Below are 24,157 nucleotides of genomic sequence, written 5' to 3' on the forward strand. Positions count from 1 at the left end.
CCAAGTGTGACCGCACCCGTTGCCGGGCGCGGCACCTGCAAAAAACTGCGTACTTACGCCGCGAGCAGCGAGCGCAGCACGAACGGCAGAATACCGCCGTGCTTGTAGTAGTCCACTTCGATCGGCGTGTCGATGCGCAGCAGCACTTGCACGCGCTGATCCTTGCCGTCCTTGTGGTGGATCACGAGCGTCAGGTCCTGTTGCGGCTTGAAGTCGTCCGTCAGGCCTTCGATGTCGAACGTTTCTTCGCCGGTCAGGCCGAGCGACTGAACGCTGTCCGAACCCTTGAACTGCAGCGGCAGAACGCCCATGCCAACGAGGTTCGAGCGGTGGATACGCTCGAAACTGCGTGCGACCACGGCCTTCACGCCCAGCAGCTGCGTGCCCTTGGCTGCCCAGTCACGCGACGAACCCGTGCCGTACTCTTCGCCTGCGAACACCATGGTCGGCGTGCCGGCGTCGATGTACTTCATCGCTGCATCATAGATCGAGAGCTGTTCGCCGCTCGGCTGATGGATCGTCAGGCCGCCTTCCACACGCGTGCCGTCGGCCTTCGCCGGGATCATCAGGTTCTTGATCCGCACGTTCGCGAAGGTGCCGCGCATCATCACGTCGTGATTGCCGCGACGCGAGCCGTAGCTGTTGAAGTCGGCCTTCTGCACGCCGTTTTCCTTCAGCCACTTGCCAGCGGGCGAGTCTTCCTTGATCGAGCCGGCCGGGCTGATGTGGTCGGTCGTGACCGAATCACCGAAGATGCCCAGTGCGCGCGCGCCCTTGACTTCGGGCACTTCCGACGACGGCGTCATCGAGAAATCGCTGCCGAAGAACGGCGGCTCGGCGATGTAGGTCGACTTCGGCCAGTCGTAGACCTGACCTTCCTCGCCTTCGATCTTGCTCCACAGGTCGCCCTTCTTCGTGAGCTGGCTGTAGTTCTTCTGGAACGCGTCCGGATCGAGCGCGAACTTGAGCAGCGCGTTGACTTCGTCGCTCGTCGGCCAGATGTCGCCGAGGTAGATGTCACGGCCGCCCTTGCCCTTGCCCACCGGTTCCGTCATCAGGTCGCGCGTGATGTTGCCCGCGATCGCGTAAGCGACGACCAGCGGCGGCGAGGCCAGGAAGTTCGCGCGGATGTTCGGGTGGATACGCGCTTCGAAGTTACGGTTGCCCGAGAGCACCGCAGCCGCGACGACATCGTTCTTGACGATCGATTCGTTCAGTTCGGGCGTCAGGTCGCCGGCGTTGCCGATACAGGTCGTGCAGCCGTATGCCGCGAGTTCGAAGCCGAGCTTCGAGAGGTACGGCATGAGGCCCGTCTTCGTCAGGTATTCCGTGACGATGCGCGACCCCGGAGCGAGCGACGTCTTGATGTGCGGCGCGACCGTGAGACCTGCTTCCACGGCCTTCTTCGCGAGCAGACCGGCGGCCAGCAGCACGCTCGGGTTCGACGTGTTCGTGCACGACGTGATTGCGGCGATCAGCACGTCGCCGTTGTGCAGCTTGACCTTGTCGCCCGCCGCGTATTCGGCGGAGAGGTCGGCGGCCTTCTTGTTGAAGCCGTTTTCCGCGACCGGCTTCGAGAACAGGTCCGTGAAGGTCGACTTCACGTTGCCGATTTCGATGCGATCTTGCGGGCGCTTCGGACCGGCCAGCGACGGCGCGACCGTGCCGAGGTCGAGGACGAGCGTCTTCGTGTAGTCGATGTCGCCGGCCTTCGGCACGCCGAAGAGGTCCTGCGCCTTGAAGTAGTTCGCGAACGCCTCGATTTCGGCTTCCGTGCGGCCCGTGCCCTTGAAGTAGTCGATCGTCTTTTCGTCGACGGGGAAAAAGCCCATCGTCGCGCCGTATTCCGGCGCCATGTTGCCGATGGTCGCGCGGTCGGGCACGCCGATCGATGCCGTGCCTTCGCCGAAGAACTCGACGAACTTGCCGACGACCTTCTCCTTGCGCAGCATTTCGGTGATGGTCAGCACGAGGTCGGTTGCCGTGCAGCCTTCGCGCAGCTTGCCCTTGAGCTCGACGCCCACCACGTCAGGCGTGAGGAAGTACACCGGCTGGCCGAGCATGCCGGCTTCCGCTTCGATGCCGCCCACGCCCCAGCCCACCACGCCGATGCCGTTGATCATCGTGGTGTGCGAGTCGGTGCCGACGAGCGTGTCCGGGTAGTAGACGGTATCGCCGCCTTCTGCCTTCTTGTGCACGCCGCGCGCGAGGTATTCCAGGTTCACCTGGTGGACGATGCCGATGCCCGGCGGCACGACCTTGAACGTGTCGAACGCCTGCATGCCCCACTTCATGAACTGGTAGCGCTCGTTGTTGCGCTGGAATTCCAGTTTCATGTTCAGGTCGAGCGCGTCCTTCTGGCGGAAGTAGTCGATCTGGACCGAGTGGTCGACGACGAGATCCACCGGCACGAGCGGCTCGATGACCTTCGGGTCCTTGCCGACCTGCTTGGCCACGCCGCGCATAGCGGCGATGTCGGCGAGCAGCGGCACGCCGGTGAAGTCCTGCAGCACGACGCGGGCGACGACGAACGGGATTTCGTCGACGCGCGACGCGTTCGGCTTCCAGTTCGCGAGTTGCTCGATGTGCTCTTCCGCGATCTTCTTGCCGTCGTAGTTACGCAGCACAGACTCGAGCACCAGACGAATCGAGACCGGCAGACGATTGATCTTCACGCCAAGCTGCTTGCCGAGTTGCGGCAGCGAGTAGAACTTGCCTTTGCCGGAACCGCTGTCGAATTCTTTTAGCGTTTTGTGGAGATTGTGGGCCATAGTGTTTTCCTTCGTTTAATCGCGGAAATAACGCTTACTGCTCGTTTGCTGCTGTCACTGATACCTGCCTGATTGCTCAGATCACATACATGTCGACGTACTCGTTGACGGGCAGGGCGCAAAGCCGCGCTTCGTCGAGCGAGACATCGAGAATCGCCTGCTGCTGCTTCGCGGGGAAGCGGCGAGCAAGGTTGATTCGAAACTTCTCGATCAGTAGCGGAATGCCTTCTTCGCGGCGCCGCTTGTGGCCGATCGGGTACTCGACTACGACCTCGTCGAGCGTCGTGCCGTCGATGAGCTCTATGGTGAGCGCATTCGCGATCGAGCGCTTGTCCGGATCGTGATAATCCTTCGTGAACTGCGGGTCTTCCACGCATACCGTTTTTGCGCGCAGCGCGTCGATGCGCGGGTCGCTCGCGACTTCGTCTTCGTAGTCGGAGGCGGTGAGGCGCCCGAAGATCAGCGGCACGGCAACCATGTACTGGATACAGTGGTCGCGATCGGCCGGGTTGGCAAGCGGTCCGCTCTTGTCGATGATGCGGATTGCCGCTTCATGCGTGCGGATGGTGATGCGTTTGATGTCCCCGGCCGTCTTGCCGCGTTGCGCGAGCACGCCGTGCAGCGTCATCGCGGCTTCGGCAGCGGTCTGCGCGTGGAATTCGGCGGGGAACGAAATCTTGAACAGCACGTTTTCCATGACATACGTGCCGTAGGGGCGCTGAAACTTGAACGGCTGTCCCTTGAACGAGACGTCGTAGAAGCCCCACGTTTTTGCCGTGAGCGCCGAGGGATAGCCCATCTCGCCCGTTTTCGCCATGAGCGCGAGGCGCACGGCGCGCGAGGTGGCGTCGCCTGCGGCCCACGACTTGCGCGAGCCCGTATTGGGCGCGTGGCGGTAGGTGCGCAGCGACTGGCCGTCGACCATCGCGAGTGAAACGGCGTTGATGAGCTCGTCGCGCGTGAGCCCGAGCATTTGTCCGACCACGGCGGTCGAGGCGAGCTTCACGAGCAGCACATGGTCGAGACCGACCTTGTTGAACGAGTTTTCCAGCGCAATGCAGCCCTGGATCTCGTGCGCTTTCACCATGCCTTCGAGCACGTGCTTCATGGTGAGCGGCGCTTTGCCCTGGGCGATGGCGGTGCGCGAGAGCCAGTCGGCGGTCGCGAGGATGCCGCCCAGGTTGTCCGACGGATGGCCCCACTCAGCGGCGAGCCAGGTGTCGTTGAAGTCGAGCCAGCGGATCATCGCGCCGATGTTGAACGCGGCCTGAACCGGATCGAGCTGGAATGACGTGCCCGGTACCTTCGCACCGTGCGGGACGATCGTGCCTGGCACGATCGGTCCCAGCAACTTGGTGCAGGCGGGGTAGGAGAGCGCCTCGAGCCCGCAGCCGAGGGTATCGATCAGGCAATGCCGGGCCGTCGTCAGCGCGAGCGCGCTGTCAACCCGGAAACCCAGCACGTAGTCGACGATATCGACCAGTACCTGGTCCGGCTGCGGCCTGACGTTGGAGATCAGGGCGGACATCGAGGCGATCCTGCGGTCCTTACTGGCCCGCGGCGCCGCTGGCGGCTGCCGGAGCGCGGTTAGCCGGGTTCAGCGCTTGAGCCTGGGTCGGCGCCATTGCGCCTTGCTGCATTGCAACAGTCTTGCACTCGTCGGCCAGACGCGAGCTGTCCTTGTCCGAGAACAGCATGGCCTTCGTCGGGATCACGACGAGGTCGAGGCCGGTGGCGGCGTCGTGGAAGCGGTCAGCGCCCGTGGTCGTGACCTGACGCGGCAGGTTGTAGTTCTTGTTCGCCCAGTGAACGGTGACGATCTGGTCGCGTGCCATGTCACCCTTCAGGTCGAATTGTGCGCCTTCAGCGCAGGTCCAGTGCTCCGAGCCTTCCGGGACCGGATCGACCTTCGCTTCCTTGGCCGGGTTGGCTTTGCGCTTGATGATGCGATGCTTCGGAGCCGGCTTCTTGGCGGTCGTGGTCGACGTCGTGCCTTGTGCGGCGGCGTCGGTGGCGGCCAGCATCAGCGTCGAGGACAGCGTGCCGATGACAGCGGCGATCAGCAGTTTCTTCATGAGTGTCAAACCTTTATCTATCTAAAAGCGGTTGATCAGTGCGCGGTTGAACAGGCAACCGCCGTTTGCACTGCGCGCGCCCCGAAAGCGCGCAGCGGACGCTATTTTCACCTATTTATCGCCATGAACTTCAATTTCTCCGGCCCGGTGTTGTTTGCGCCGTGGTTCGCAAGTAACTGCCTGTAACTGTCCGTGACTGCCGTCGCTGCGCTATGCGGCGCGAGATCCGCTTCGCTGCCGTGGCGCAATAGGTTGAAAACGTTTTCTGCGTCCGTTCACGGCGCGCATCAGGCCGACTCCTGCGTCAGCTCGCCCCGCGCGAACAGCGGCGCCGCTTCGGCCGGCACGGCGCGGCCCGTGGCGCGCGCGCGGCGCAGCACCGACCAGTAATAGCGGTAGCTCGCGCGATCGTGCAGCGTATCGCCGTGGCGTGTCGGACCCCATTGCGCGTGCTGCGCGGCCAGCAGGATTTCGGCGGCCAGCGCGATTTCTTCGTCGCGCGGCGCGAAAGCGGCCACGATCGCGGGAATCTGCGCTGGGTGAATGCTCCACATGCGCGTGTAGCCGAACTCGTTGCGTGCGCGGCGCGCATCGTTCGCCACCACGTCCATGTCGCGCACTTCCGTACTCACGTTGTGCGAGGGCACGCGGCCGAACGCGTGGCACGCGGCCGCGATTTCGAGCTTCGCGCGGCGCACGAGCGGGTGGTCGAACTGGCCGGGCGAGCGCATCGCCGTGTCGGGAATCGCGCCGTCGTGCGCGGAGACGAAGTCCATCAGCCCGAAGCTCAGCGACTCGACGCCGCGCAGCGCGGCGAGGTCGAACGCGCGCGCGAGTGCGCCATGCGTTTCGACGAGCAATTGAACGGGAATGGGCTTGTCGATGCCCATCTCGACACGCGTGGCCTCGATGAACGCCGTCATTTCGGCGGCGTCGCCCACGGCGCGGATCTTCGGCAGGGTGACGAAGGCCGGCGCGCGCTTCGCGGCGCGCAGGATCATGCGCACGTCGTCGCGCCAGTGCGGGTGATGGAAATCGTGGATGCGTACGCCGACGCGGCCAAAGCGGTCGTGTTCGCCGCCGATGAACGACGCCACGAGTTCCGCGTGTTCGGCTTCGCGGCCGACCTGCGCGCCGTCTTCGCAATCGAGCGTGATGTCGAATACCGGGCCCAACTGCTGTTGCAGCGCGAGCGATTTGAGCATCAGCTTCTCACTGCCCGCGTAGTGGTCGCATGCGGGCAGGATGGCGGGCGGCGCTTCGCCGTCAAACAGCACTTCGGCTGGCAGAATGGCGCGCATCTTCGGCGTCGGGAGTCGAGTTTTGTAGGAGATACCGGATTCGGATGCGTCCTGCCGGCAAGGCGCATGCGGATCGGGTCGAGACGGGCCGCGGGGGCTGCCCCGCGTGTCCATAAAGCAGAACGGAACGGGCGTTGATCGCGCGTTCCGTTCGTACAGCCGGCTTACTTGCCGAGCAGGTGAGCGACGCCTTCGCGCTCTTCGAGCAGCTCAGCCAGCGTGCCGTCCATCTTCTCGCGCGAGAACGCGTCGATTTCGAGGCCTTCCACGCGCTTGTATTCGCCGTTTTCGCAGGTCACCGGCACGCCGTAGATGATGTCTTCGGGGATGCCGTACGAGCCGTCCGACGGGATACCCATCGTGACCCACTTGCCGTTCGTGCCGAGGACCCAGTCACGCACGTGGTCGATCGCTGCGTTGGCCGCCGAAGCCGCCGACGAGAGGCCGCGCGCTTCGATGATCGCCGCGCCGCGCTTGCCGACCGTCGGGATGAACGTGTTGCGGTTCCATTCGTCGTCGTTGATCAGCTTGGTCAGCGACTGGCCTTCTGCCGTTGCGACACGGAAGTCGGGGTACATCGTCGGCGAGTGGTTGCCCCACACGGCGAGCTTCTCGATCGAAGCGACCGGCTTGCCCGACTTGGCGGCCAGTTGCGAGAGCGCGCGGTTGTGGTCCAGACGCAGCATGGCGGTGAAGTTCTTCTTCGGCAGATCCGGAGCCGACTTCATGGCGATGTAGGCGTTCGTGTTGGCCGGGTTGCCGACGACCAGCACCTTCACGTCGCGGCTGGCGACGTCGTTCAGCGCCTTGCCCTGAACCGTGAAGATTTCGGCGTTGGCCGAGAGCAGGTCCTTACGCTCCATGCCCTTCGAGCGCGGACGTGCACCAACCAGCAGGGCGACGTCGGCGTCCTTGAACGCGACCTTCGGGTCGTCGGTGATGACCACGCCCGCGAGCAGCGGGAATGCGCAGTCGTCCAGTTCCATCACGACGCCCTTGACGGCGGCTTGCGCTTGCGGCAGGTCGAGCAGTTGCAGGATGACGGGCTGATCCTTGCCGAGCAGGTCGCCATTCGCAATGCGGAACAGCAGGGAGTAAGCGATCTGACCTGCGGCGCCGGTGACGGCAACGCGCTTTGCGGGCTTAGCCATTGAAAATCTCCAGGAAGATGCGTTAGACGCCAGGGTAAAACGCCATTCTATATGCGCGATACACGAAGCGTAGGTGAAACAGGCGGTCTTTATCGCCGGCGTGCGCGCTTCACTGGAACAACCATGACTGACAAGCCGTGAAGCGTGCGCCGCCGGCACGGACCGCCGTGCCGGTAACCTGTGCAACATGGCAAGAGGTGAACGGGGCGCCCTTCGAGGAACGCCAGACGCTGGCCGCTTCGCGTGTGCCGACTCCTGCAACAGCTCGCTTGGGCTCTCCCACAGACGCGCGGCGCGCAACGACTGACGCGCACCGGCTGGGCGGATCGAAACCTCTACTGCGTTTACTGCATGAGGGAACAGCATCGTGCAAGGCGGCTCGCGGCGCATTCGCCACGAGGTGGATGCAGCCGGCGGCGCCTCTTCGTCATGCTGGTTTCATGTCCTGAAATTAGCATGCAGGCCGCCCGCAAACCCTTGCTCGATCGGGAGTGTAGGAGTCGTGAGGGTCAAAGTCAACAGTATCTTATGTCTTATATAAGACATAACTATTGCAGGCAAAATGCTTGATGCGTAGGGGGGTTTATGTTGAAATGCGCGCCATGAGTGCAAACCCGGCCAGCAACGCGAATTCCACCGCTCCCGAGAGCGGGGCTCAAGCGTCTGCGCCCGCGGTTCCGCCGTCCCCGACCTTCAGTCCGCTGTACCAGCAGATCAAGGGGCTCATCACGCAGAGCCTCGAGTCCGGCGAATGGAAGCCCGGCGAAATCATCCCTAGCGAAGTCGAACTGGCCGCCCGTTACAAGGTGAGCCAGGGGACCGTGCGCAAGGCGATCGACGAGCTGGCTGCCGACAATCTGCTGGTGCGCCGCCAGGGCAAGGGCACGTTTGTTGCAACGCACAACGAAGAGCGTGCCCAGTTTCGCTTTCTTAGATTACTCGCCGATGACGGTGCGGAGCACCCGCACGTGAGCAAGCTGCTCGAGTGCCGGCGCCTGCGCGCTTCCGCCGAGATCGCGCGCCAGCTCGAACTCAAGCCCTCGGACCCGGTGGTGCTGATCCGGCGCCTGCTGCAGTTCGACGGCGAGAGCACCGTGCTCGACGAGATCTGGCTGCCCGGCGGGGTGTTCCGCGGGCTGACGATCGAGCGCCTCGCGGAGTACAAAGGCCCGCTCTACGCCATGTTCGAGGCGGAATTCGGCACACGCATGATTCGTGCGACCGAGAAGATCCGCGCCGTGGCCGCGGAGCCCACGGTGGCCGATCTTCTCAAGGTGCCCGCAGGTTTTCCTTTGCTATCGGTCGAGCGAGTGTCCTATACCTATGGAGACCGGCCGGTCGAGGTGCGCCGCGGATGGTATGTCACAACCGGGTACTACTATCAGAATGACTTGAGTTGACGGGCGGCCGCGCGAAAGGCGCGGCGGCCCTCCCCACGTGCCTTTGCTTGCGCGCGCCACCAGCCTTACCCGTCGTGGATTTCGCTGCAGCGCGATATGAAAAGGCGCTAAAATTGCGAATTAGTGTTAACACATAGTAGGGGTCTAGCATGGCAGAAGCCGCAAAAAAACCGAGGCCGGAATACCGGAACATCGGGCTTGGGCAGATATTGTTCGCATACCGCCTGCCTCTGGCCGGCCGTGTGTCGATCGGCCACCGCATCAGCGGTGTGCTGTTGTTCCTGTTCCTGCCTTTCATCTTGTTCCTGTTGGACCAGAGCCTCACTTCGGAGCTTAGCTTCGAGGTATTCAAGGGCTTCCTCTCCAACATCATCGTCAAGCTCATCGTGCTGGTCCTCGGATGGGCGTTCCTGTTTCACTTCTGCGCTGGCGTGCGTCACCTGTGCATGGACTTCAACCATGGCCTCGTGAGCAAGGAAAAAGGCAAGTCGACCTCCCTCGTCGTCGTGATCATCTCCACGGTCCTCACGATCGCCTTTGCGGCAAAACTCTTCGGAGCGTTCTAAAAAATGTCGGCTAATAACGGTATCGGTCCGAAGCGCCTTGTCGTCGGCGCTCACTACGGCATTCGCGACTGGATCGCGCAACGCGCCACCGCCGTGATCATGGCGATCTACACGATCGTGCTGCTCGTCCTGTTCTTCGGCGCGCACGACTTCTCGTATGACGGCTGGGCGTCGATCTTCGCCGCGCAGTGGATGAAGCTCGCCACGTTCGTCACCCTGGTCGCGCTGTTCCTGCACGCGTGGGTCGGTGTGCGTGACATCTGGATGGACTACATCAAGCCGGTCGGCCTGCGCATCACGCTGGACGTCCTCACGATCGCATGGCTGCTGGGCAGCCTCGGCTACGCCGCTCAGATTCTCTGGAGAGTGTAAAAGAATGGCTGCAATCAAGAATTCATTGCCGCGTCGCAAGTTCGACGTGGTCATCGTCGGTGCTGGCGGCTCGGGGATGCGCGCTTCGCTGCAACTCGCGCGCGCTGGCCTGTCGGTTTGTGTGCTCTCGAAGGTGTTCCCCACGCGTTCGCACACGGTGGCGGCGCAGGGCGGCATCGGCGCCTCGCTCGGCAACATGAGCGAAGACAACTGGCACTACCACTTCTACGACACGATCAAGGGCTCCGACTGGCTCGGCGACCAGGACGCGATCGAGTTCATGTGCCGTGAAGCGCCGAACGCCGTGTACGAGCTCGAACACATGGGCATGCCGTTCGACCGTAACGCCGACGGCACGATCTACCAGCGCCCGTTCGGCGGCCACACGGCCAACTACGGCGAGAAGCCGGTTCAGCGCGCCTGTGCTGCTGCTGACCGTACCGGCCACGCGCTGCTGCACACGCTGTACCAGCAGAACGTCGCGGCGAAGACCACGTTCTTCGTCGAATGGATGGCGCTCGACCTGATCCGCGACGCCGACGGCGACGTGCTCGGCGTGACCGCGCTCGAAATGGAAACGGGCGACGTCTATATCCTCGAAGGCAAGACCACGCTGTTCGCCACGGGCGGTGCGGGCCGGATCTTCGCGGCATCGACCAACGCGTTCATCAACACCGGTGACGGCCTTGGCATGGCGGCCCGTTCGGGCATCGCGCTGCAGGACATGGAATTCTGGCAGTTCCACCCGACCGGCGTGGCCGGCGCGGGCGTGCTGATCACGGAAGGCGTGCGCGGCGAAGGCGGCATTCTGCGTAACTCGAACGGCGAGCGCTTCATGGAGCGTTACGCGCCGACCCTGAAGGACCTGGCGCCGCGCGACTTCGTTTCGCGTTCGATGGACCAGGAAATCAAGGAAGGCCGTGGCGTGGGTCCGCACAAGGACCACGTGCTGCTCGACCTTTCGCACATCGGCGCAGAGACGATCATGAAGCGTCTGCCGTCGATCCGCGAAATCGCGCTCAAGTTCGCGAACGTGGACTGTATCAAGGAGCCGATCCCGGTCGTGCCGACCATCCATTACCAGATGGGCGGCATCCCGACGAACATCAACGGCCAGGTCGTTGGCACGCCGAAGGGTCACGAAGAAGTCGTCAACGGCTTCTACGCCGTGGGCGAATGCTCGTGCGTCTCGGTGCACGGCGCAAACCGTCTGGGCACGAACTCGCTGCTCGACCTCGTGGTGTTCGGCCGTGCGGCTGGCAACCACATCGTCAAGCACGTCAAGGAGCTCAAGGAGCACAAGCCGCTGCCGGCCGACGCCGCCGACTTCGCGCTCTCGCGCCTTGCCGAGCTCGACAAGTCGACCTCGGGCGAGTACGCGCAAAGCGTCGCGAACGACATCCGCGGCTCGATGCAGAAGCACGCAGGCGTGTTCCGTACGTCGAAGCTGCTGGAAGACGGTGTGAAGGACATCGCGCAAATCGCTGAGCGCGCGAAGCACATTCACCTGAAGGACAAGTCGAAGGTGTTCAACACGGCGCGCGTGGAAGCGCTCGAAGTGGCGAACCTGGTCGAAGTTGCACGCGCAACGATGGTTTCGGCTGAAGCCCGTAAGGAAAGCCGTGGTGCGCACGCCCAGAGCGACTACGAACATCGCGACGACGAAAACTGGCTGCGCCATACGCTCTGGTTCAGCGAAGGCGACCGACTCGAATACAAGCCGGTCCACATGCAACCGCTGACCGTCGAGTCCGTGCCGCCGAAGGCGCGTACGTTCTAAGGCACACGCCAGTCAAAAGGAATTGGAAATGGCCAAACGCATTTTTGAAGTCTATCGCTACGACCCGGACAAGGACGCGGCGCCGCGCATGCAATCGTACGAGCTGGAAATCACGCACGAGCGCATGCTGCTCGACGCGCTGGTCAAGCTCAAGGAACTGGACGAAACGCTGTCGTTCCGCCGCTCGTGCCGTGAAGGCGTGTGCGGTTCGGACGCCATGAACATCAACGGCAAGAACGGTCTCGCCTGCCTGACGAACCTGAACGACCTGCCGGCGAAGATCGTGCTGCGTCCGCTGCCGGGCCTGCCCGTCGTGCGCGACCTGATCTGCGACTTCACGCAGTTCTTCAACCAGTACCACTCGATCAAGCCGTACCTGATCAACGACACGCCGCCGCCCGAGAAGGAGCGTCTGCAGTCGCCTGAGCAGCGTGACGAACTCGATGGCCTGTACGAGTGTATTCTGTGCGCAAGCTGCTCGACTTCGTGCCCGAGCTTCTGGTGGAACCCGGACAAGTTCGTCGGCCCGGCAGGTCTGCTGCAGGCTTACCGCTTCATCGCAGACAGCCGCGACGAAGCGACCGGCGAGCGCCTCGACAACCTCGAGGACCCGTACCGTCTGTTCCGTTGCCATACGATCATGAACTGCGTCGACGTTTGCCCGAAGGGCCTGAACCCGACGAAGGCGATCGGCAAGATCAAGGAACTGATGTTCCGCCGTGCGGTTTGATGTTGCTGTTCTGAAATGGAATCGCACCAGTCTGACCCTCTTCGCCGCGCGCGCCTTCGCTGGCGCGCGCGGCGCGGCCTGCTCGAAAATGATCTGATTTTTGAGCGGTTTTTCGAGCGCTATGAGCATGATCTCAGCGACGCCGACGTGGGCGCTCTTACGCGCTTGCTCGAGCTGAGCGATAACGACCTGATGGACTTGCTGCTCGCGCGCAAGGAACCAGAAGGCGACCTTGCCGACCCGGACGTGAAGCGGGTGCTGGAGCTGCTTCGGAACGTCTGAGCGCGGCGGCATATGGAGGCGCCGCGCCCGACGTACAAAACTATCGAATCCCGTGTTTATCTTCGATTGAGGATGTGCTATGACCCCGTCTGATGTAAAAGCCACGCTATCGTTCAGCGACAATTCGCCGAGCGTCGAACTGCCGATCTACAAGGGCACGATGGGCCCGGATGTGATCGACATCCGCAAACTGTACGGTCAGACCGGCAAGTTCACGTATGACCCGGGCTTCATGTCGACGGCGTCGTGCAACTCAGCGATCACGTACATCGACGGGGACAAGGGCGAGCTGCTCTACCGCGGCTACCCGATCGACAACCTCGCGCAAAACGCCGACTTCCTCGAAACCTGCTACCTGCTGTACCGCGGCGAACTGCCGAACGCGGCGCAGAAGGAAGAGTTCGTGAAGACCGTCACGCAGCACACGATGGTTCACGAGCAAATGCAGTTCTTCTTCCGCGGCTTCCGTCGCGACGCGCACCCGATGGCGATTCTGGTCGCCGCAGTCGGCGCGCTGTCGGCGTTCTATCACGACTCGCTCGACATCAATAACCCGAAGCATCGTGAAGTTTCGGCGATCCGCATGATCGCGAAGCTGCCGACGCTCGTCGCCATGGCGTACAAGTACTCGATCGGCCAGCCGTTCGTGTATCCGCAGAACAATCTGTCGTACAGCGCGAACTTCATGCGCATGATGTTCTCGAACCCGTGCGAAGAGTACAAGGTCAACGACGTGCTCGTGCGCGCACTCGACCGTATCCTGATCCTGCACGCCGACCACGAGCAGAACGCTTCGACCTCGACGGTGCGTCTGGCTGGTTCGTCGGGCGCGAACCCGTTCGCGTGTATCGCCGCTGGTATCGCCTGTCTGTGGGGCCCGGCGCACGGCGGTGCGAACGAAGCCGCGCTGAACATGCTGGAAGAAATCGGCTCGCCGGACAAGATTCCTGAGTTCATCAAGCAGGTGAAGGACAAGAACTCGGGCGTGAAGCTGATGGGCTTCGGCCACCGCGTGTACAAGAACTACGACCCGCGTGCGAAGCTCATGCGCGAAACGTGCTACGAAGTGCTGAACGAACTCGGTCTGCACGACGATCCGCTCTTCAAGCTCGCCATGCAGCTCGAAAAGATCGCGCTGGAAGACGAATACTTCGTGTCGCGCAAGCTGTACCCGAACGTCGACTTCTACTCGGGCATCGTGCAGCGCGCGCTGGGCATCCCGACCTCGATGTTCACGTGTATCTTCGCGATGGCACGTACGGTGGGCTGGATTGCGCAGTGGAACGAAATGATCGCCGACCCCGAGCAAAAGATCGGCCGTCCGCGTCAGCTGTTCATCGGCGAAACGCCGCGCGAAGCGAAGCCGATCTCGCAACGCTAAGCAGTTTCGCTTTGGCCACGGCGCGCTCGATGGCGCGCCGCGTGCAAGCCTTCATGCAAACGCCCCGACGGGTTATCGCTCGACGGGGCGTTTGCTATTTGAGTCCGCGGTAGCGTTCAAATCCAGCCGTCGATCTTCAGCCCGCTCGCCGCTTCCGCCTCCTCGCGCGTGACCTCGCGCACCGTTTCGCCGAAGCTCCAAACATGGCCTTCGGGGTCGCATGCCACATAGACGCGGTCGCCGTAGAACTGGTCCGCTGGCTCGCGGATGATCTTTGCACCGGCGGCGCGGGCGCGCTCGCAATGCGCGTCGAGGCCGCTTTTCAACTGCACGTGGACCGACTGCGTGTTCTTGCCTTCCAGTTCGGCGGGGCTCGTGTAGGGCATGCCGGGCCAGCCGCCGCAAATCATCACGTAGCCGTCGCCAAAGCGCATTTCCGAGTGGCCGAGCTTCCCGTCCGCGGACGTGACGACGAACTGGCGCGTGAAGCCGAACGCTTTTTCGAGCCAGTCGAGCGCGGCGAACGGGTCGCGATAGTAGATGGCAGACCCAAAGGCCGGGCGCGGCGAGGTGTTGCTCATGCTTGTCTCCTGGGCTGTATGTGTGACGAATCTAGCACCGGCGTGGTGCGATTGCGCGCAGCGCGCTCACGGGCGGCCTTTACCTCCCACGTAATCGTCAGCGCGCACCGCATCGACGACGATGTCGCTCATCGGCACACCCCACCCGCAAGGAGCGACGACCATGGCACGCGACACCTTCAACGCCCGCCAACCCGGCTACATCCACATCGACGACGATACCGCGCTGCACTATCGCGACTGGGGCGACGACGCGCCGCTCGTGTTCCTCTCGGGCTGGACGCTCAATGCCGACATGTGGAACTACCAATGCGCGCCGCTCGCGGACGCGGGTTTTCGCTGCGTGGCCTACGACCGGCGCGGGCATGGACGCTCCAGCGACCCTGGACGCGGCTACGACTACGACACGCTCGCCGACGATCTCGAAGCCGTGCTCTCCGCCCGAGATTTGGCGCGAGTCACGCTGGTCGGCCATTCGTTCGCGAGCGGTGAGATCGTGCGTTATTTGAGCCGTCACGGCTCGCGCCGCGTGGCGGGCATCGTGCTGGTCTCGCCGGCATCGACGCCTTTCTTGCTCAAGACTGCTGACAATCCTGGTGGGCTCGATCCGAGCCTTTTCGAAGCGTCGATCGAAGAGATGCTCACGTCGTTTCCCGACTGGATCTCGCGGCGCGCCGAAGCGTACTTCAGCCCCGGTACGGCGCACACGGTTATCCAGTGGACGGCCGACATGATGCTGGACGCGTCGCTCTACGGCGCGGCGCAACTATCGCGCGTACAGATGATCACCGACTTTCGCCGCGAACTGGCCGCGATCGACGTGCCGGCGCTCGTGCTGCACGGGGATTGCGATGCCTCGGCGCCGCTCGAGATCACCGGACACCCGACTGCTGCCGCGCTCGAAAACGCGGTGCTGAAGGTGTATGAGGGCGGCACGCATGGCATGTACTTCAACCACGCAGCGCGCGTGAACGACGATATCCGCGCGTTCGTTACGCGGTGGCAGGCGTGAAACGCGACACGGCCAGCTAGCGGATAGACGTCTCGGATACAAGTCGTAATCAGGGTCTGGCCGCTCAAACCGGGCGCAAAGGAATAGCGCCCCCGCGCCCCACGTTTTGCAGATGACACGCGGCCAGTGCGAGCCAACGCGCGCGCCGCGTGCCAGGCGTACCGATGGAGTCTTCACGGCCAAGGCGCACAGCCCGTGCGCCACGAGGCCGGTCCGTCGAGAGGGGCGACATCATGCGCAAACTTCTCGCCTTCACTGCGCTGGCCTGTCTGCTGGGCGCCTGCACGACGCCGGTCGCGTCGCAGCAGGCCGCGGACGCAGCCTATTACCCGCCGCCCGACTGCCGCACCGTCACCGGCACCGCCGAGATCGACGGCGCGCCGCAGGTGATCAGCGGTCTCGCCTGCCTGCAGCCCGACGGCACCTGGCAGATCGTGCAGGGTAATGACGGCACGCTCGTCTACCCGATAGCATGGACCGACGCGACGACCTGGTACGCCGGCCCATGGTACGGCTGGTGGCCGCCGGTGTTCGTGGGCGGCGCGTTCGTGTTCGTCGATCACTTCCATCACTTTCATCACATGGATCACGTCTTTCCGGGCGGCCCGCATATGCATCCGGTGCCCGGCATGCACGGCGGATTTCATGGCGGCTTCCACGGTGGTCATGACGGCGTCTGGAGCGGGACGGGGGGCATGCACGGGGGCTCTCATCGCTGAAACACACCGCACGGCCTGATTTGCGCACGGCGAATCCTTTATGATGGAGCGCGCCTTCCCACCCGAGACGCTCCATGTTTTTTGCCGCGCATTCCCTGCATCGCCGCTTGAGCATTGCGATCGGCACGCTCGCGATCCTTGTCGGCGTGCTAGGTGCGCTCGGCACCTTCCTCGTCGTGCGCAGTCTCGCCGCCGAGTTCAACACGACGCTGCGCGACGCAGCAGCGCACGTTCAGACTGGCGTGCCGCATCGCGCGATCGAGCCGCGCGGCGACAGCGACGCCGCCGACAATTTCGTCGTGCAGATCTGGTCCGCTGACGACGGCGCGGTTCCGAGCCGCACGAGCAACGCGCGTATCGCGCTGCCGCGCGCACAAAGCGGTTTCTCGTCCGTCGAATACGACGGCGAGTCCTGGGACGTGTTCGCGCTCGCCGCCGGCGACGAATACATTCAGGTCGCCGAATCGCGCAGCATGCGCAATCGCAACGCCTTGCGCGTGGCGTTCTGGAGCCTGTTGCCGGTACTCGCGCTGCTGCCACTGCTCGCGCTCACGATCGCGGTGACGGTGCGCGTTTCGCTGCGGCCGCTGGAGCGCGTCGGGCGGCGCGCGGCGAAGGTCGATCTACACGACCTCAAGCCGCTCGAAGTGGGGCAGGCGCCCGTCGAATTGCGTCCCTTCGTCGAGTCGATCAATCGCATGATCGAGCGCCTTTCCGTGCTCGTGAACGCCGAGCGCATGTTCATCGCCGATGCCGCGCACGAACTGCGCTCGCCGATCTCCGCCATGCAGTTGCAGATCGACAACCTGCGCAATGCGCCGCCCGAACAGTACCCGGAGCGCTTCGAGGAACTGCGCCGCGGCATCGTGCGCACTGGGGCGCTCGTTTCGCAACTCCTCGGCCTGGCGCGCGCTGAGATCGGCAGCACGCAACGCGTGCTGGCGGAGGTGCCGCTCGCGCAAGTCGTCACGGACGTGCTGGCCGATCTGCTGCCGCTCGCCGACGCGCGCGGTGTCGATCTGGGCGTGACGCGCCTCGACGACGTGACGGTGCGCGCCACCGAAACCGACATGCGCGTGCTCGTGCGCAATCTCGTGGACAATGCGATTCGCTATAGCCACGCCGGCGCGAACGTGGACGTGGCAGTGCGCCGCGAGGACAAAGGTGTCGTCATCGACGTGACCGACAACGGGCCCGGCATTGCCGAAGCCGATTTGCCGCGCGTGTTCGACCGGTTTTTCCGCGCGGGTGGTCAGCGGGGTGACCAGCAGAATGACCATGACTCGCACGGCAGCGGCCTCGGCCTCGCCATCGCGCAGGCGGTGGCGCGCAGCTATCGCGGGTGCGTGACGCTCGCGAACCGGCGCGACGGACAAAGCGGCATCGTCGCGCGTATCGAACTACCGCGCGAGTTGCTGCGCGCGTGAGTGTCGCGTCGATCTAGCAAACGCAGGTCAGGCAAAATCCAGGGAAGCATGCGAAACAAAGGACGGACACGATGCGCATTCTGCTGATCGAAGACGATCTGCTGATCGGCCCAGCGCTGCTGCGAGCGTTGAAGGACGCGTCATACAGCGTCGACTGGGTGCGCACGGGCGAGAGCGGTCGCGACGCCATTCGCGACGGCTCGTACACGGCAGTGCTTCTCGACCTGGGTCTCGGCGACATGAGCGGGCTCGACGTGCTGCGCGCGCTGCGCGAGTCGGCGGACGCCACGCCCGTGCTCATCATCACCGCGCGCGACGACGTGGACACGCGCGTGGAAGGCCTCGATCTCGGCGCCGACGACTATCTCGTGAAGCCATTCGAGAGCAAGGAACTGCTCGCGCGCATCCGCGCCGTGGTGCGGCGCAAGTCGGGCTTTGCCTCGCCGACCATGGGCAGCGGCCGCGTCACGCTCGACATGAACGCGCGCCGCCTCACGTTCGATGGCCAGTCCGACGATCTCTCCGCGCGCGAATATGCACTCATGCTCGCGCTGCTCGAGCGGCCAGGCGCGATTCTGTCGCGTCAGCAAATCGAGGAGCGCCTGTATGGCTGGGGCGAGGAAGTGGAAAGCAACGCGGTGGATGCCGTGATCTACAGCGTGCGCCGCAAGTTCGGCCACGCGGTGATCCGCAATGTGCGCGGGCTCGGCTGGGCCGTGTGCGTGTGAGCGCCGGAACAATCGAAGATAAAAAAAGCGCGCAAAAAGCTGCGCGCTGTAAAAGCTGCGGCGAGCGCGGGGCTCGCCGCGTGGCGCGATGCGCGGGGGAAGGCACGCATCGCGCTCGAACTTACGCCAGCAGGCGCTGCCAGGGTTCCTTCTGCCATGCGCGACTAAGCGAGGCGAGCAGCGCGACTTCGCTTTCGGCCACGTGCCGGTCCGAATACACGGCCACATGGCACAGATTCAGCACTTCGGCACGCAGCGCGGGATCGTCGAGTTCGCGCATCACCTGCTGCATCACGTCGGAGTCGAGCTTGCACGCATCGCTCCAGTTCAGGTGCGAAGTGGTTTGCAAGTCTTCGCACAGGCCCTTGAGGATGTCGCCGAATTCACCGGGCGCGAGGCCGAGCCGGTCGGCAAGGCGCGCGCGATGGACTGCCGCAAGCTCCTCGCTGCTCAGGTGGCCGTCTGCGAGAAGCGCGACGGCGACGATCCGGCCCGCGGCTTGCGGGCTGTTGCAGGTATAGGTACGCATGGTCAGGAATCCTCTAAAAACGTGATGTCGATAAAACGGCAAGCGGAGCAGCGGCTCAGTCGAAGATGTCCTGTAGCCACGATTTGCGGCGATGGCTATTGCCGCGGTAGCTTTCGTGAGCGCGGCGCGGGGCATAGTCGCCGTGTTGCGCGCCGTGCTTCGGGCCGTGCTGGCGGAATGCCTGTGCATCGTCTTCGTTGCGATAGTGCCGGTTGCCGCTGCGTTCGATCAGCTTGTCGAGTTCGCCGCGATCGAGCCAGACGCCGCGACACTGCGGGCAGTAGTCGAGTTCGACGCCCTGACGCTCAGTGAGCGAGAGGGTGACGTCAGGGCAGTTGGGGCATTTCATGATGCGCTCCATGATGAGTGACAGGTCATCGAGGCCCTTGCCGTCTTGCGTGAAGGGCAGTGCGGCCTCGATGGAAACCATCCTGACAGAGCAAAATGAGCGAAGAATGAGGAGCGCACGGGGCGCTCCGTTTGCGTCGGCTTCGGCCTCAGGGCGTGCCGAGCGTCTCCTTCGGCTTCTGCGTCTTGACGAGCGACACCAACACGCCGCCCGCGAGCAGCGCGGTGGTCACGCCAAGGCTGAATAGCGCGGGAATCTTGCCGATGATGCCCACCAGAAAGATCTTCGCGCCGATGAACACCAGCACGAGCGCGAGCGCATGCTTGAGGTAGTGGAAGCGATGCGCCATGGCCGCGAGCGCAAAGTAGAGCGCGCGCAGGCCGAGCACGGCGAAGATGTTGCTCGTATAGACGATGAACGGATCGGTCGTGATCGAGAAAATCGCCGGGATCGAATCGACGGCGAAGATCAGGTCGGCGAACTCGATCATCAGGAGCGCGAGGAGGAGCGGCGTGGCGAGCAGCGCGGGCTTGCCGGTGCGCGGATGCGCCCGCCGCACGAGGAACGCGCGGCCCTCGTGCTGCGGCGTGACGGGCAGCTTGCGGCGCAGCCAGCGCAAGAGGGCGCTGTCGTCCACGCCGGGCTCTTCCTTCGAGCCCAGCAGCATCTTCACGCCGGTCACGGCGAGAAATACGCCGAACACGTACAGCATCCACTCGAACTGCGCGACGAGCGCGGCGCCGAGCCCGACCATCAATGCACGCAGCACCAGCACGCCGACAATGCCCCAGAACAGCACGCGATGCTGAAGGTGGCGCGGCACCGCAAGCGCGCCGAAAATCGACGCGATCACGAACACGTTATCGAGCGACAGCGACTTTTCGATCAGATAGCCGGTGATGTATTCGGTCGCGGGCTGCGCGCCGAGCTGCCACCAGACGAAGCCGCCGAACAGGACGCCCACGGCGACATAGCCGAGCGAGAGCCAGAGACTTTCACGGATGCCGATTTCGTGGTCGTCACGGTGCAGCACGCCGAGGTCGAGTACGAGCAGCACGATCACCACCGCGAGGAAGGCGATCCAGAGCCACGCGGGCTGACCGAGGAAGGAGGCCGTAGCGATCGGCGCGAGCATGGTCGATCCTTTGAACGTAGAGTGAAACGTGGCCCTGGTGCGCGTTTTTTGCGAGCACAGCCGGCCGACTGGGCTTGGCGCCCATACGGTCAAGGATATTGGCGAAGAATGAGCGGTGAATGAGCGGTGCCGGGCAGGCGCTTTCTCTAGCGCCATGCGTTGGCTCGACACCGGTCAGGCGACCGGCCGCACTAGAACTGGTAATTGATCGAGACGTCGCAAACGCCGCCCGTCTTCGACTGGATGATCGGGCTGTGCGAGGCGCTCCCGAGCAGGCGCTTGATGGCGCCGTCCGCGCTCACGAACCAATGTTTGTTGACGAAGTACACCATCGTGATGCCGAAGCCGGCCGACTTGAGGCCCGCGCTCGCGTCGTACTGACGGTAACCCGATGCTGCCGCCTGCTGCGGCGTCACGCCGAACCAGCTCTGCATGTAGTTCGAGTCGGCGAACGTGACCGAGGGGCCGGCGAACCAGTAGAAGTTCTGGTTGCTGCCCGGCAGCGGCATGTAGGCGCCGAGGTCCGCGATCCAGCCATTCGAGCCGCCGAAGCTGCGCGTGAAGGCGGTGCGAAACACGAGAGGAAAGTCCTTTGAAATCACGTACTCGCCGGCGATCTTTAATTCTGGCGCCGGGTTGATGTTGCCCATGCCGTGCAGCCGCGTCGGGTCGTCCTGGCCGCGCCGCCCGAGGTCGTAGACCCCGGCGACGCTCACGCGCCAGTTCGGGCCCTGCAGAACGTTGACGCCGAAGCCTTCGCCCGTCGAACCGAACAGGATGTCCTTGTAGCGCAGGTCGATGCTCGGCCCGACCAGCGTGTGATAGCGGTCCGAGCCGTCGTAGCGCGGTTCGAAGGTCGCGCCCACGCCGAGCCGCGCTTCGAAGTCGGGACGGTTCGGCTGAAACATCTTTTCGAGCGGAATGCCTGCGGAATACTGCCATTCGCCGAGCGGCGAGGGGGTCTGCGCCTCGGCGCGCGGCGCGAGCGCGGCGAGGGCGCATGCCGCGGCGGCGAGAGACGCACGCTGCGTGGCTCGCGAACGGCGCGGCGCCGCTGGTTTTGTTGTGCTTTTTCTTTGTTGCGCAGTGCGGATTGCGAGTGGCATGAAGCCTCCGAGTTTGCCGGGTCGGCCGCGGCGTCGTTTGTTGAGTGCGACGCACTCACAACGGAACTCCGCGCGGCCGGGCTCGTCTCGCAAACCTCGTGCCTGACATATGCATGACCGGGAGGCGTCCGCCCCGGCGTCTCGCCGCGTCCGCCGCAAGCGATGGCTATCAAACGCGGGAAATGAGCCCGGATAATCAGGATTGCGAAATTAATTGCGAAGGCTCCGGCGCACCGTTTTGGAGCACCGCATTCGCCCCGATTAAACCCTGGCGCCAATTTGCCGTTAGACAGCTATGGACCTCGGCGATGCGGCCCCCCCTGTGTCGCGGAACCCGAAGCCCATGTTTGACCGTTCTCACAGCGGTAACCAACTTGCGCCGGTCGTGGTCGGGCCGGCGCATCTCTTTTTTGCATCCCCGAATCCTTTCAGCGAGCGGCAAAGCGGCGCTGGCTACGGCGTGGCGCAGATCCGCGCCGACGACGCGCACGACGGGTAACGCTGATACAGGTATCGCGACTACCACCCAACTCCCTGTTTTTTATCGCTTTTTTTCGGAAAAGGCCCTGTGGCGAGCGGATTTCGCGTGGCATAATCGATTCACACCGTATTGCCCCGCAGTCAAACATTTCCCCGCACATCATGGCAAAGACGCTCTACGACAAATTGTGGGACACGCATGTGGTCCACACGGAAGACGATGGCACGACGATTCTCTACATCGACCGTCATCTGTTGCACGAAGTCACCAGTCCGCAGGCTTTCGAAGGCCTGAAGATGCACGAGCGCCCGGTGTGGCGCATCAGCGCGAACCTGGCCGTTTCCGACCACAACGTGCCGACCACGGACCGCAGCCACGGCATTGCCGACCCGGTCTCGAAGCTGCAGGTGGACACGCTCGATTCGAACTGCGATTCCTTCGGCATCACGCAGTTCAAGATGGCCGACCAGCGCCAGGGCATCGTGCACATCGTCGGTCCGGAACAGGGCGCGACGCTGCCCGGCATGACCATCGTCTGCGGCGACTCGCACACGTCCACGCACGGCGCGTTCGGTGCGCTCGCGCACGGCATCGGCACGTCTGAAGTCGAGCACGTGCTGGCCACGCAAACGCTGCTGCAAAAGAAGAGCAAGAACATGCTCGTGAAGGTCGAGGGCCAACTGCCGCGCGGCTGCACCGCGAAGGACATCGTGCTCGCCATCATCGGCAAGATCGGCACGGCAGGCGGCACGGGCTACGCCATGGAGTTCGGCGGCTCGATGATCCGCAGCCTCACGATGGAAGGCCGCATGACCGTGTGCAACATGGCGATCGAAGGCGGCGCGCGCGCCGGCATGGTCGCCGTGGACGACACCACGATCGAATATCTCAAGGGCCGTCCGTACTCGCCGCAAGGCGCGGAGTGGGATCAGGCCGTCGAATACTGGAAGAACTTCCGCACTGACGAAGGCGCGCACTTCGACCGCGTGGTCGAACTGAGCGCGGCCGACATCGTGCCGCAGGTCACGTGGGGCACGTCGCCGGAAATGGTCACGTCAGTCGACAGCCGTGTGCCGGATCCCGAGCGTGAGAAGGACCCGGTCAAGCGCGACGCGATGGAACGCGCGCTGCAGTACATGGCGCTCGAACCGAATACGCCGATCGAGTCGATCAAGCCGGACAAGATTTTCATCGGTTCGTGCACGAATGCGCGCATCGAAGACCTGCGCTCCGCCGCTTACGTCGTGAAGAAGCTCGGCCGCCGCGTGGCGCCGAATATCCGCCTCGCGATGGTCGTACCGGGCTCGGGTCTCGTGAAGGCGCAAGCCGAGCGCGAAGGCCTCGACAAGGTGTTCACCGAAGCCGGCTTCGAATGGCGCGAGCCGGGCTGCTCGATGTGTCTCGCGATGAACGCCGACCGGCTGGAGCCGGGCGAGCGCTGCGCGTCGACCTCGAACCGCAACTTCGAAGGCCGTCAGGGCGCGGGCGGCCGCACGCACCTCGTGAGCCCGGCCATGGCAGCCGCCGCGGCAATCGAAGGCCATTTCGTCGACATTCGCAAGCTGGGCTGAGCTGAGGCTACACGGATCATGGAAAAATTCATCGTACACACCGGCGTCGTGGCGCCGCTCGATCGCGAGAATGTCGATACCGACGCGATCATTCCCAAGCAGTTCCTCAAGTCGATCAAGCGCACCGGCTTCGGCCCGAATGCCTTCGACGAATGGCGTTACCTCGACCACGGCGAGCCGGGCCAGGACAACTCGAAGCGTCCGCTGAACCCGGACTTCGTGCTGAACCAGCCGCGTTATCAGGGCGCCTCGGTGCTGCTCACGCGCAAGAACTTCGGCTGCGGCAGTTCGCGCGAGCACGCGCCTTGGGCACTCGACCAGTACGGCTTCCGCGCGATCATCGCGCCGAGCTTCGCGGACATTTTCTATAACAACTGCTTCAAGAACGGCCTGCTGCCGATCGTGCTTTCCGAAGCGGATGTGGATCACCTGTTCAACGAGACGTACGCGTTCAACGGCTTCCAGGTCACGATCGATCTGGACAAGCAGGTCGTGCGCAAGACGGACGGCTCGAAGGAATATCCGTTCGAAGTGGCCGCGTTCCGCCGCTACTGTCTCCTGAACGGCTTCGACGACATCGGCCTCACGCTGCGTCACGCCGACAAGATCCGCCAGTACGAAGCCGAGCGCCTCGCGCGCCAGCCGTGGCTGAACAACCGCGTGCTCTGATACCTGCACATACGCACATTGAACAAACAGCGAGGAATCAC

At 63.7% G+C, this 24,157-nt stretch carries 24 protein-coding genes; 14 read left to right on the forward strand and 10 right to left on the reverse strand.

Annotated features, from left to right (window positions below):
- Window positions 1-53: 53 nt before the first annotated feature.
- The 5 genes from acnA to E1N52_RS16690 form a co-directional block, all read right to left on the reverse strand.
- A complete protein-coding gene (gene acnA, locus E1N52_RS16670; protein WP_133183850.1) occupies window positions 54-2,771 on the reverse strand; it encodes an aconitate hydratase AcnA in 2,718 nt (905 codons plus the stop codon).
- Window positions 2,772-2,847: 76 nt separating this feature from the next.
- The gene (locus E1N52_RS16675) at window positions 2,848-4,299 is read right to left on the reverse strand and encodes a bifunctional 2-methylcitrate dehydratase/aconitate hydratase (RefSeq protein WP_133183851.1); all 1,452 of its coding nucleotides are present in this window, start codon (window positions 4,297-4,299) and stop codon (window positions 2,848-2,850) included.
- Window positions 4,300-4,318: 19 nt separating this feature from the next.
- Window positions 4,319-4,846 (reverse strand): hypothetical protein, encoded by a 528-nt coding sequence (locus E1N52_RS16680; RefSeq protein ID WP_133183852.1) that lies wholly within the window; start codon window positions 4,844-4,846, stop codon window positions 4,319-4,321.
- A gap of 287 nt (window positions 4,847-5,133) precedes the next feature.
- Complete coding sequence (locus E1N52_RS16685; RefSeq protein ID WP_133183853.1) at window positions 5,134-6,147, reverse strand: HpcH/HpaI aldolase/citrate lyase family protein; 1,014 nt, start codon at window positions 6,145-6,147, stop codon at window positions 5,134-5,136.
- 164 nt (window positions 6,148-6,311) lie between these two features.
- Window positions 6,312-7,298, reverse strand: coding sequence for a malate dehydrogenase (locus E1N52_RS16690; protein ID WP_069261397.1), 987 nt, complete (start codon window positions 7,296-7,298; stop codon window positions 6,312-6,314).
- Window positions 7,299-7,900: 602 nt separating this feature from the next.
- On the opposite strand from E1N52_RS16690, the gene E1N52_RS16695 reads away from it, so the two are divergent.
- The 7 genes from E1N52_RS16695 to gltA all read left to right on the forward strand — a co-directional run bounded on the left by E1N52_RS16695 (window position 7,901) and on the right by gltA (window position 13,809).
- Entirely contained in the window at window positions 7,901-8,698 is a 798-nt protein-coding gene (locus tag E1N52_RS16695) for a GntR family transcriptional regulator (protein WP_133183854.1), read from the forward strand.
- A 149-nt stretch (window positions 8,699-8,847) separates the two neighbouring features.
- A complete protein-coding gene (sdhC, locus tag E1N52_RS16700) occupies window positions 8,848-9,264 on the forward strand; it encodes a succinate dehydrogenase, cytochrome b556 subunit (protein ID WP_133183855.1) in 417 nt (138 codons plus the stop codon).
- A gap of 3 nt (window positions 9,265-9,267) precedes the next feature.
- Window positions 9,268-9,636: a succinate dehydrogenase, hydrophobic membrane anchor protein gene (gene sdhD, locus E1N52_RS16705; RefSeq protein ID WP_133183856.1), complete on the forward strand. Its 369-nt coding sequence runs from the start codon at window positions 9,268-9,270 to the stop codon at window positions 9,634-9,636.
- A 4-nt stretch (window positions 9,637-9,640) separates the two neighbouring features.
- Window positions 9,641-11,416: a succinate dehydrogenase flavoprotein subunit gene (sdhA, locus tag E1N52_RS16710; RefSeq protein ID WP_133183857.1), complete on the forward strand. Its 1,776-nt coding sequence runs from the start codon at window positions 9,641-9,643 to the stop codon at window positions 11,414-11,416.
- A gap of 28 nt (window positions 11,417-11,444) precedes the next feature.
- Entirely contained in the window at window positions 11,445-12,146 is a 702-nt protein-coding gene (locus E1N52_RS16715) for a succinate dehydrogenase iron-sulfur subunit (protein WP_133183858.1), read from the forward strand.
- Window positions 12,147-12,161: 15 nt separating this feature from the next.
- Window positions 12,162-12,428, forward strand: coding sequence for an FAD assembly factor SdhE (locus E1N52_RS16720; protein ID WP_133183859.1), 267 nt, complete (start codon window positions 12,162-12,164; stop codon window positions 12,426-12,428).
- Window positions 12,429-12,507: 79 nt separating this feature from the next.
- Window positions 12,508-13,809 (forward strand): citrate synthase, encoded by a 1,302-nt coding sequence (gene gltA / locus E1N52_RS16725; protein WP_133183860.1) that lies wholly within the window; start codon window positions 12,508-12,510, stop codon window positions 13,807-13,809.
- 116 nt (window positions 13,810-13,925) lie between these two features.
- Here the strand turns inward: gltA and E1N52_RS16730 are convergent, their stop codons facing one another.
- The gene (locus E1N52_RS16730) at window positions 13,926-14,390 is read right to left on the reverse strand and encodes a VOC family protein (protein ID WP_133183861.1); all 465 of its coding nucleotides are present in this window, start codon (window positions 14,388-14,390) and stop codon (window positions 13,926-13,928) included.
- Window positions 14,391-14,553: 163 nt separating this feature from the next.
- Here E1N52_RS16730 and E1N52_RS16735 point away from each other — a divergent pair, with 163 nt between their 5' ends.
- From E1N52_RS16735 to E1N52_RS16750, 4 genes are all read left to right on the forward strand, one after another.
- Complete coding sequence (locus tag E1N52_RS16735; RefSeq protein WP_133183862.1) at window positions 14,554-15,402, forward strand: alpha/beta fold hydrolase; 849 nt, start codon at window positions 14,554-14,556, stop codon at window positions 15,400-15,402.
- Window positions 15,403-15,635: 233 nt separating this feature from the next.
- On the forward strand, window positions 15,636-16,121 hold the full coding sequence (locus tag E1N52_RS16740) for a hypothetical protein (RefSeq protein ID WP_133183863.1): 486 nt from the start codon (window positions 15,636-15,638) through the stop codon (window positions 16,119-16,121).
- 74 nt (window positions 16,122-16,195) lie between these two features.
- Window positions 16,196-17,548: a sensor histidine kinase gene (locus E1N52_RS16745; protein ID WP_133183864.1), complete on the forward strand. Its 1,353-nt coding sequence runs from the start codon at window positions 16,196-16,198 to the stop codon at window positions 17,546-17,548.
- A gap of 71 nt (window positions 17,549-17,619) precedes the next feature.
- Window positions 17,620-18,276 (forward strand): response regulator transcription factor, encoded by a 657-nt coding sequence (locus tag E1N52_RS16750; RefSeq protein ID WP_133183865.1) that lies wholly within the window; start codon window positions 17,620-17,622, stop codon window positions 18,274-18,276.
- Window positions 18,277-18,397: 121 nt separating this feature from the next.
- On the opposite strand, the gene E1N52_RS16755 is transcribed toward E1N52_RS16750, so the two are convergent.
- The 4 genes from E1N52_RS16755 to E1N52_RS16770 all read right to left on the reverse strand — a co-directional run bounded on the left by E1N52_RS16755 (window position 18,398) and on the right by E1N52_RS16770 (window position 21,395).
- The gene (locus tag E1N52_RS16755; protein WP_035512506.1) at window positions 18,398-18,805 is read right to left on the reverse strand and encodes a tellurite resistance TerB family protein; all 408 of its coding nucleotides are present in this window, start codon (window positions 18,803-18,805) and stop codon (window positions 18,398-18,400) included.
- 55 nt (window positions 18,806-18,860) lie between these two features.
- The gene (locus E1N52_RS16760) at window positions 18,861-19,235 is read right to left on the reverse strand and encodes a TFIIB-type zinc ribbon-containing protein (RefSeq protein ID WP_425468075.1); all 375 of its coding nucleotides are present in this window, start codon (window positions 19,233-19,235) and stop codon (window positions 18,861-18,863) included.
- Window positions 19,236-19,302: 67 nt separating this feature from the next.
- Window positions 19,303-20,289 (reverse strand): TerC family protein, encoded by a 987-nt coding sequence (locus tag E1N52_RS16765; protein WP_133183866.1) that lies wholly within the window; start codon window positions 20,287-20,289, stop codon window positions 19,303-19,305.
- A gap of 191 nt (window positions 20,290-20,480) precedes the next feature.
- Window positions 20,481-21,395: a MipA/OmpV family protein gene (locus E1N52_RS16770; protein ID WP_133183867.1), complete on the reverse strand. Its 915-nt coding sequence runs from the start codon at window positions 21,393-21,395 to the stop codon at window positions 20,481-20,483.
- A 343-nt stretch (window positions 21,396-21,738) separates the two neighbouring features.
- Here E1N52_RS16770 and E1N52_RS44070 point away from each other — a divergent pair, with 343 nt between their 5' ends.
- The 3 genes from E1N52_RS44070 to leuD all read left to right on the forward strand — a co-directional run bounded on the left by E1N52_RS44070 (window position 21,739) and on the right by leuD (window position 24,116).
- A complete protein-coding gene (locus E1N52_RS44070; RefSeq protein WP_165979394.1) occupies window positions 21,739-21,894 on the forward strand; it encodes a hypothetical protein in 156 nt (51 codons plus the stop codon).
- A 143-nt stretch (window positions 21,895-22,037) separates the two neighbouring features.
- Complete coding sequence (gene leuC / locus E1N52_RS16775) at window positions 22,038-23,447, forward strand: 3-isopropylmalate dehydratase large subunit (RefSeq protein ID WP_133183868.1); 1,410 nt, start codon at window positions 22,038-22,040, stop codon at window positions 23,445-23,447.
- Window positions 23,448-23,465: 18 nt separating this feature from the next.
- Window positions 23,466-24,116: a 3-isopropylmalate dehydratase small subunit gene (gene leuD, locus E1N52_RS16780; protein WP_133183869.1), complete on the forward strand. Its 651-nt coding sequence runs from the start codon at window positions 23,466-23,468 to the stop codon at window positions 24,114-24,116.
- The last annotated feature ends 41 nt before the right edge of the window (window positions 24,117-24,157 follow it).

The sequence above is a fragment of the Paraburkholderia guartelaensis genome (assembly GCF_004353905.1).
Classification (GTDB): domain Bacteria; phylum Pseudomonadota; class Gammaproteobacteria; order Burkholderiales; family Burkholderiaceae; genus Paraburkholderia; species Paraburkholderia guartelaensis.

Bases quoted from the DNA above. Each gene is read 5' to 3' on its own strand.
- sdhC (WP_133183855.1), top strand. From the start codon at position 8,848: ATGGCAGAAGCCGCAAAAAAACCGAGGCCGGAATACCGGAACATCGGG.
- sdhD (WP_133183856.1), top strand. From the start codon at position 9,268: ATGTCGGCTAATAACGGTATCGGTCCGAAGCGCCTTGTCGTCGGCGCT.
- E1N52_RS16675 (WP_133183851.1), bottom strand. From the start codon at position 4,299: ATGTCCGCCCTGATCTCCAACGTCAGGCCGCAGCCGGACCAGGTACTG.
- E1N52_RS16720 (WP_133183859.1), top strand. From the start codon at position 12,162: ATGGAATCGCACCAGTCTGACCCTCTTCGCCGCGCGCGCCTTCGCTGG.
- E1N52_RS16755 (WP_035512506.1), bottom strand. From the start codon at position 18,805: ATGCGTACCTATACCTGCAACAGCCCGCAAGCCGCGGGCCGGATCGTC.
- E1N52_RS16760 (WP_425468075.1), bottom strand. From the start codon at position 19,235: ATGGTTTCCATCGAGGCCGCACTGCCCTTCACGCAAGACGGCAAGGGC.
- E1N52_RS44070 (WP_165979394.1), top strand. From the start codon at position 21,739: ATGTTTGACCGTTCTCACAGCGGTAACCAACTTGCGCCGGTCGTGGTC.
- acnA (WP_133183850.1), bottom strand. From the start codon at position 2,771: ATGGCCCACAATCTCCACAAAACGCTAAAAGAATTCGACAGCGGTTCC.
- E1N52_RS16740 (WP_133183863.1), top strand. From the start codon at position 15,636: ATGCGCAAACTTCTCGCCTTCACTGCGCTGGCCTGTCTGCTGGGCGCC.
- E1N52_RS16685 (WP_133183853.1), bottom strand. From the start codon at position 6,147: ATGCGCGCCATTCTGCCAGCCGAAGTGCTGTTTGACGGCGAAGCGCCG.
- E1N52_RS16735 (WP_133183862.1), top strand. From the start codon at position 14,554: ATGGCACGCGACACCTTCAACGCCCGCCAACCCGGCTACATCCACATC.
- sdhA (WP_133183857.1), top strand. From the start codon at position 9,641: ATGGCTGCAATCAAGAATTCATTGCCGCGTCGCAAGTTCGACGTGGTC.
- E1N52_RS16750 (WP_133183865.1), top strand. From the start codon at position 17,620: ATGCGCATTCTGCTGATCGAAGACGATCTGCTGATCGGCCCAGCGCTG.
- E1N52_RS16715 (WP_133183858.1), top strand. From the start codon at position 11,445: ATGGCCAAACGCATTTTTGAAGTCTATCGCTACGACCCGGACAAGGAC.
- E1N52_RS16765 (WP_133183866.1), bottom strand. From the start codon at position 20,289: ATGCTCGCGCCGATCGCTACGGCCTCCTTCCTCGGTCAGCCCGCGTGG.
- E1N52_RS16690 (WP_069261397.1), bottom strand. From the start codon at position 7,298: ATGGCTAAGCCCGCAAAGCGCGTTGCCGTCACCGGCGCCGCAGGTCAG.
- gltA (WP_133183860.1), top strand. From the start codon at position 12,508: ATGACCCCGTCTGATGTAAAAGCCACGCTATCGTTCAGCGACAATTCG.
- E1N52_RS16695 (WP_133183854.1), top strand. From the start codon at position 7,901: ATGAGTGCAAACCCGGCCAGCAACGCGAATTCCACCGCTCCCGAGAGC.
- E1N52_RS16745 (WP_133183864.1), top strand. From the start codon at position 16,196: ATGTTTTTTGCCGCGCATTCCCTGCATCGCCGCTTGAGCATTGCGATC.
- E1N52_RS16770 (WP_133183867.1), bottom strand. From the start codon at position 21,395: ATGCCACTCGCAATCCGCACTGCGCAACAAAGAAAAAGCACAACAAAA.
- E1N52_RS16730 (WP_133183861.1), bottom strand. From the start codon at position 14,390: ATGAGCAACACCTCGCCGCGCCCGGCCTTTGGGTCTGCCATCTACTAT.
- E1N52_RS16680 (WP_133183852.1), bottom strand. From the start codon at position 4,846: ATGAAGAAACTGCTGATCGCCGCTGTCATCGGCACGCTGTCCTCGACG.
- leuC (WP_133183868.1), top strand. From the start codon at position 22,038: ATGGCAAAGACGCTCTACGACAAATTGTGGGACACGCATGTGGTCCAC.
- leuD (WP_133183869.1), top strand. From the start codon at position 23,466: ATGGAAAAATTCATCGTACACACCGGCGTCGTGGCGCCGCTCGATCGC.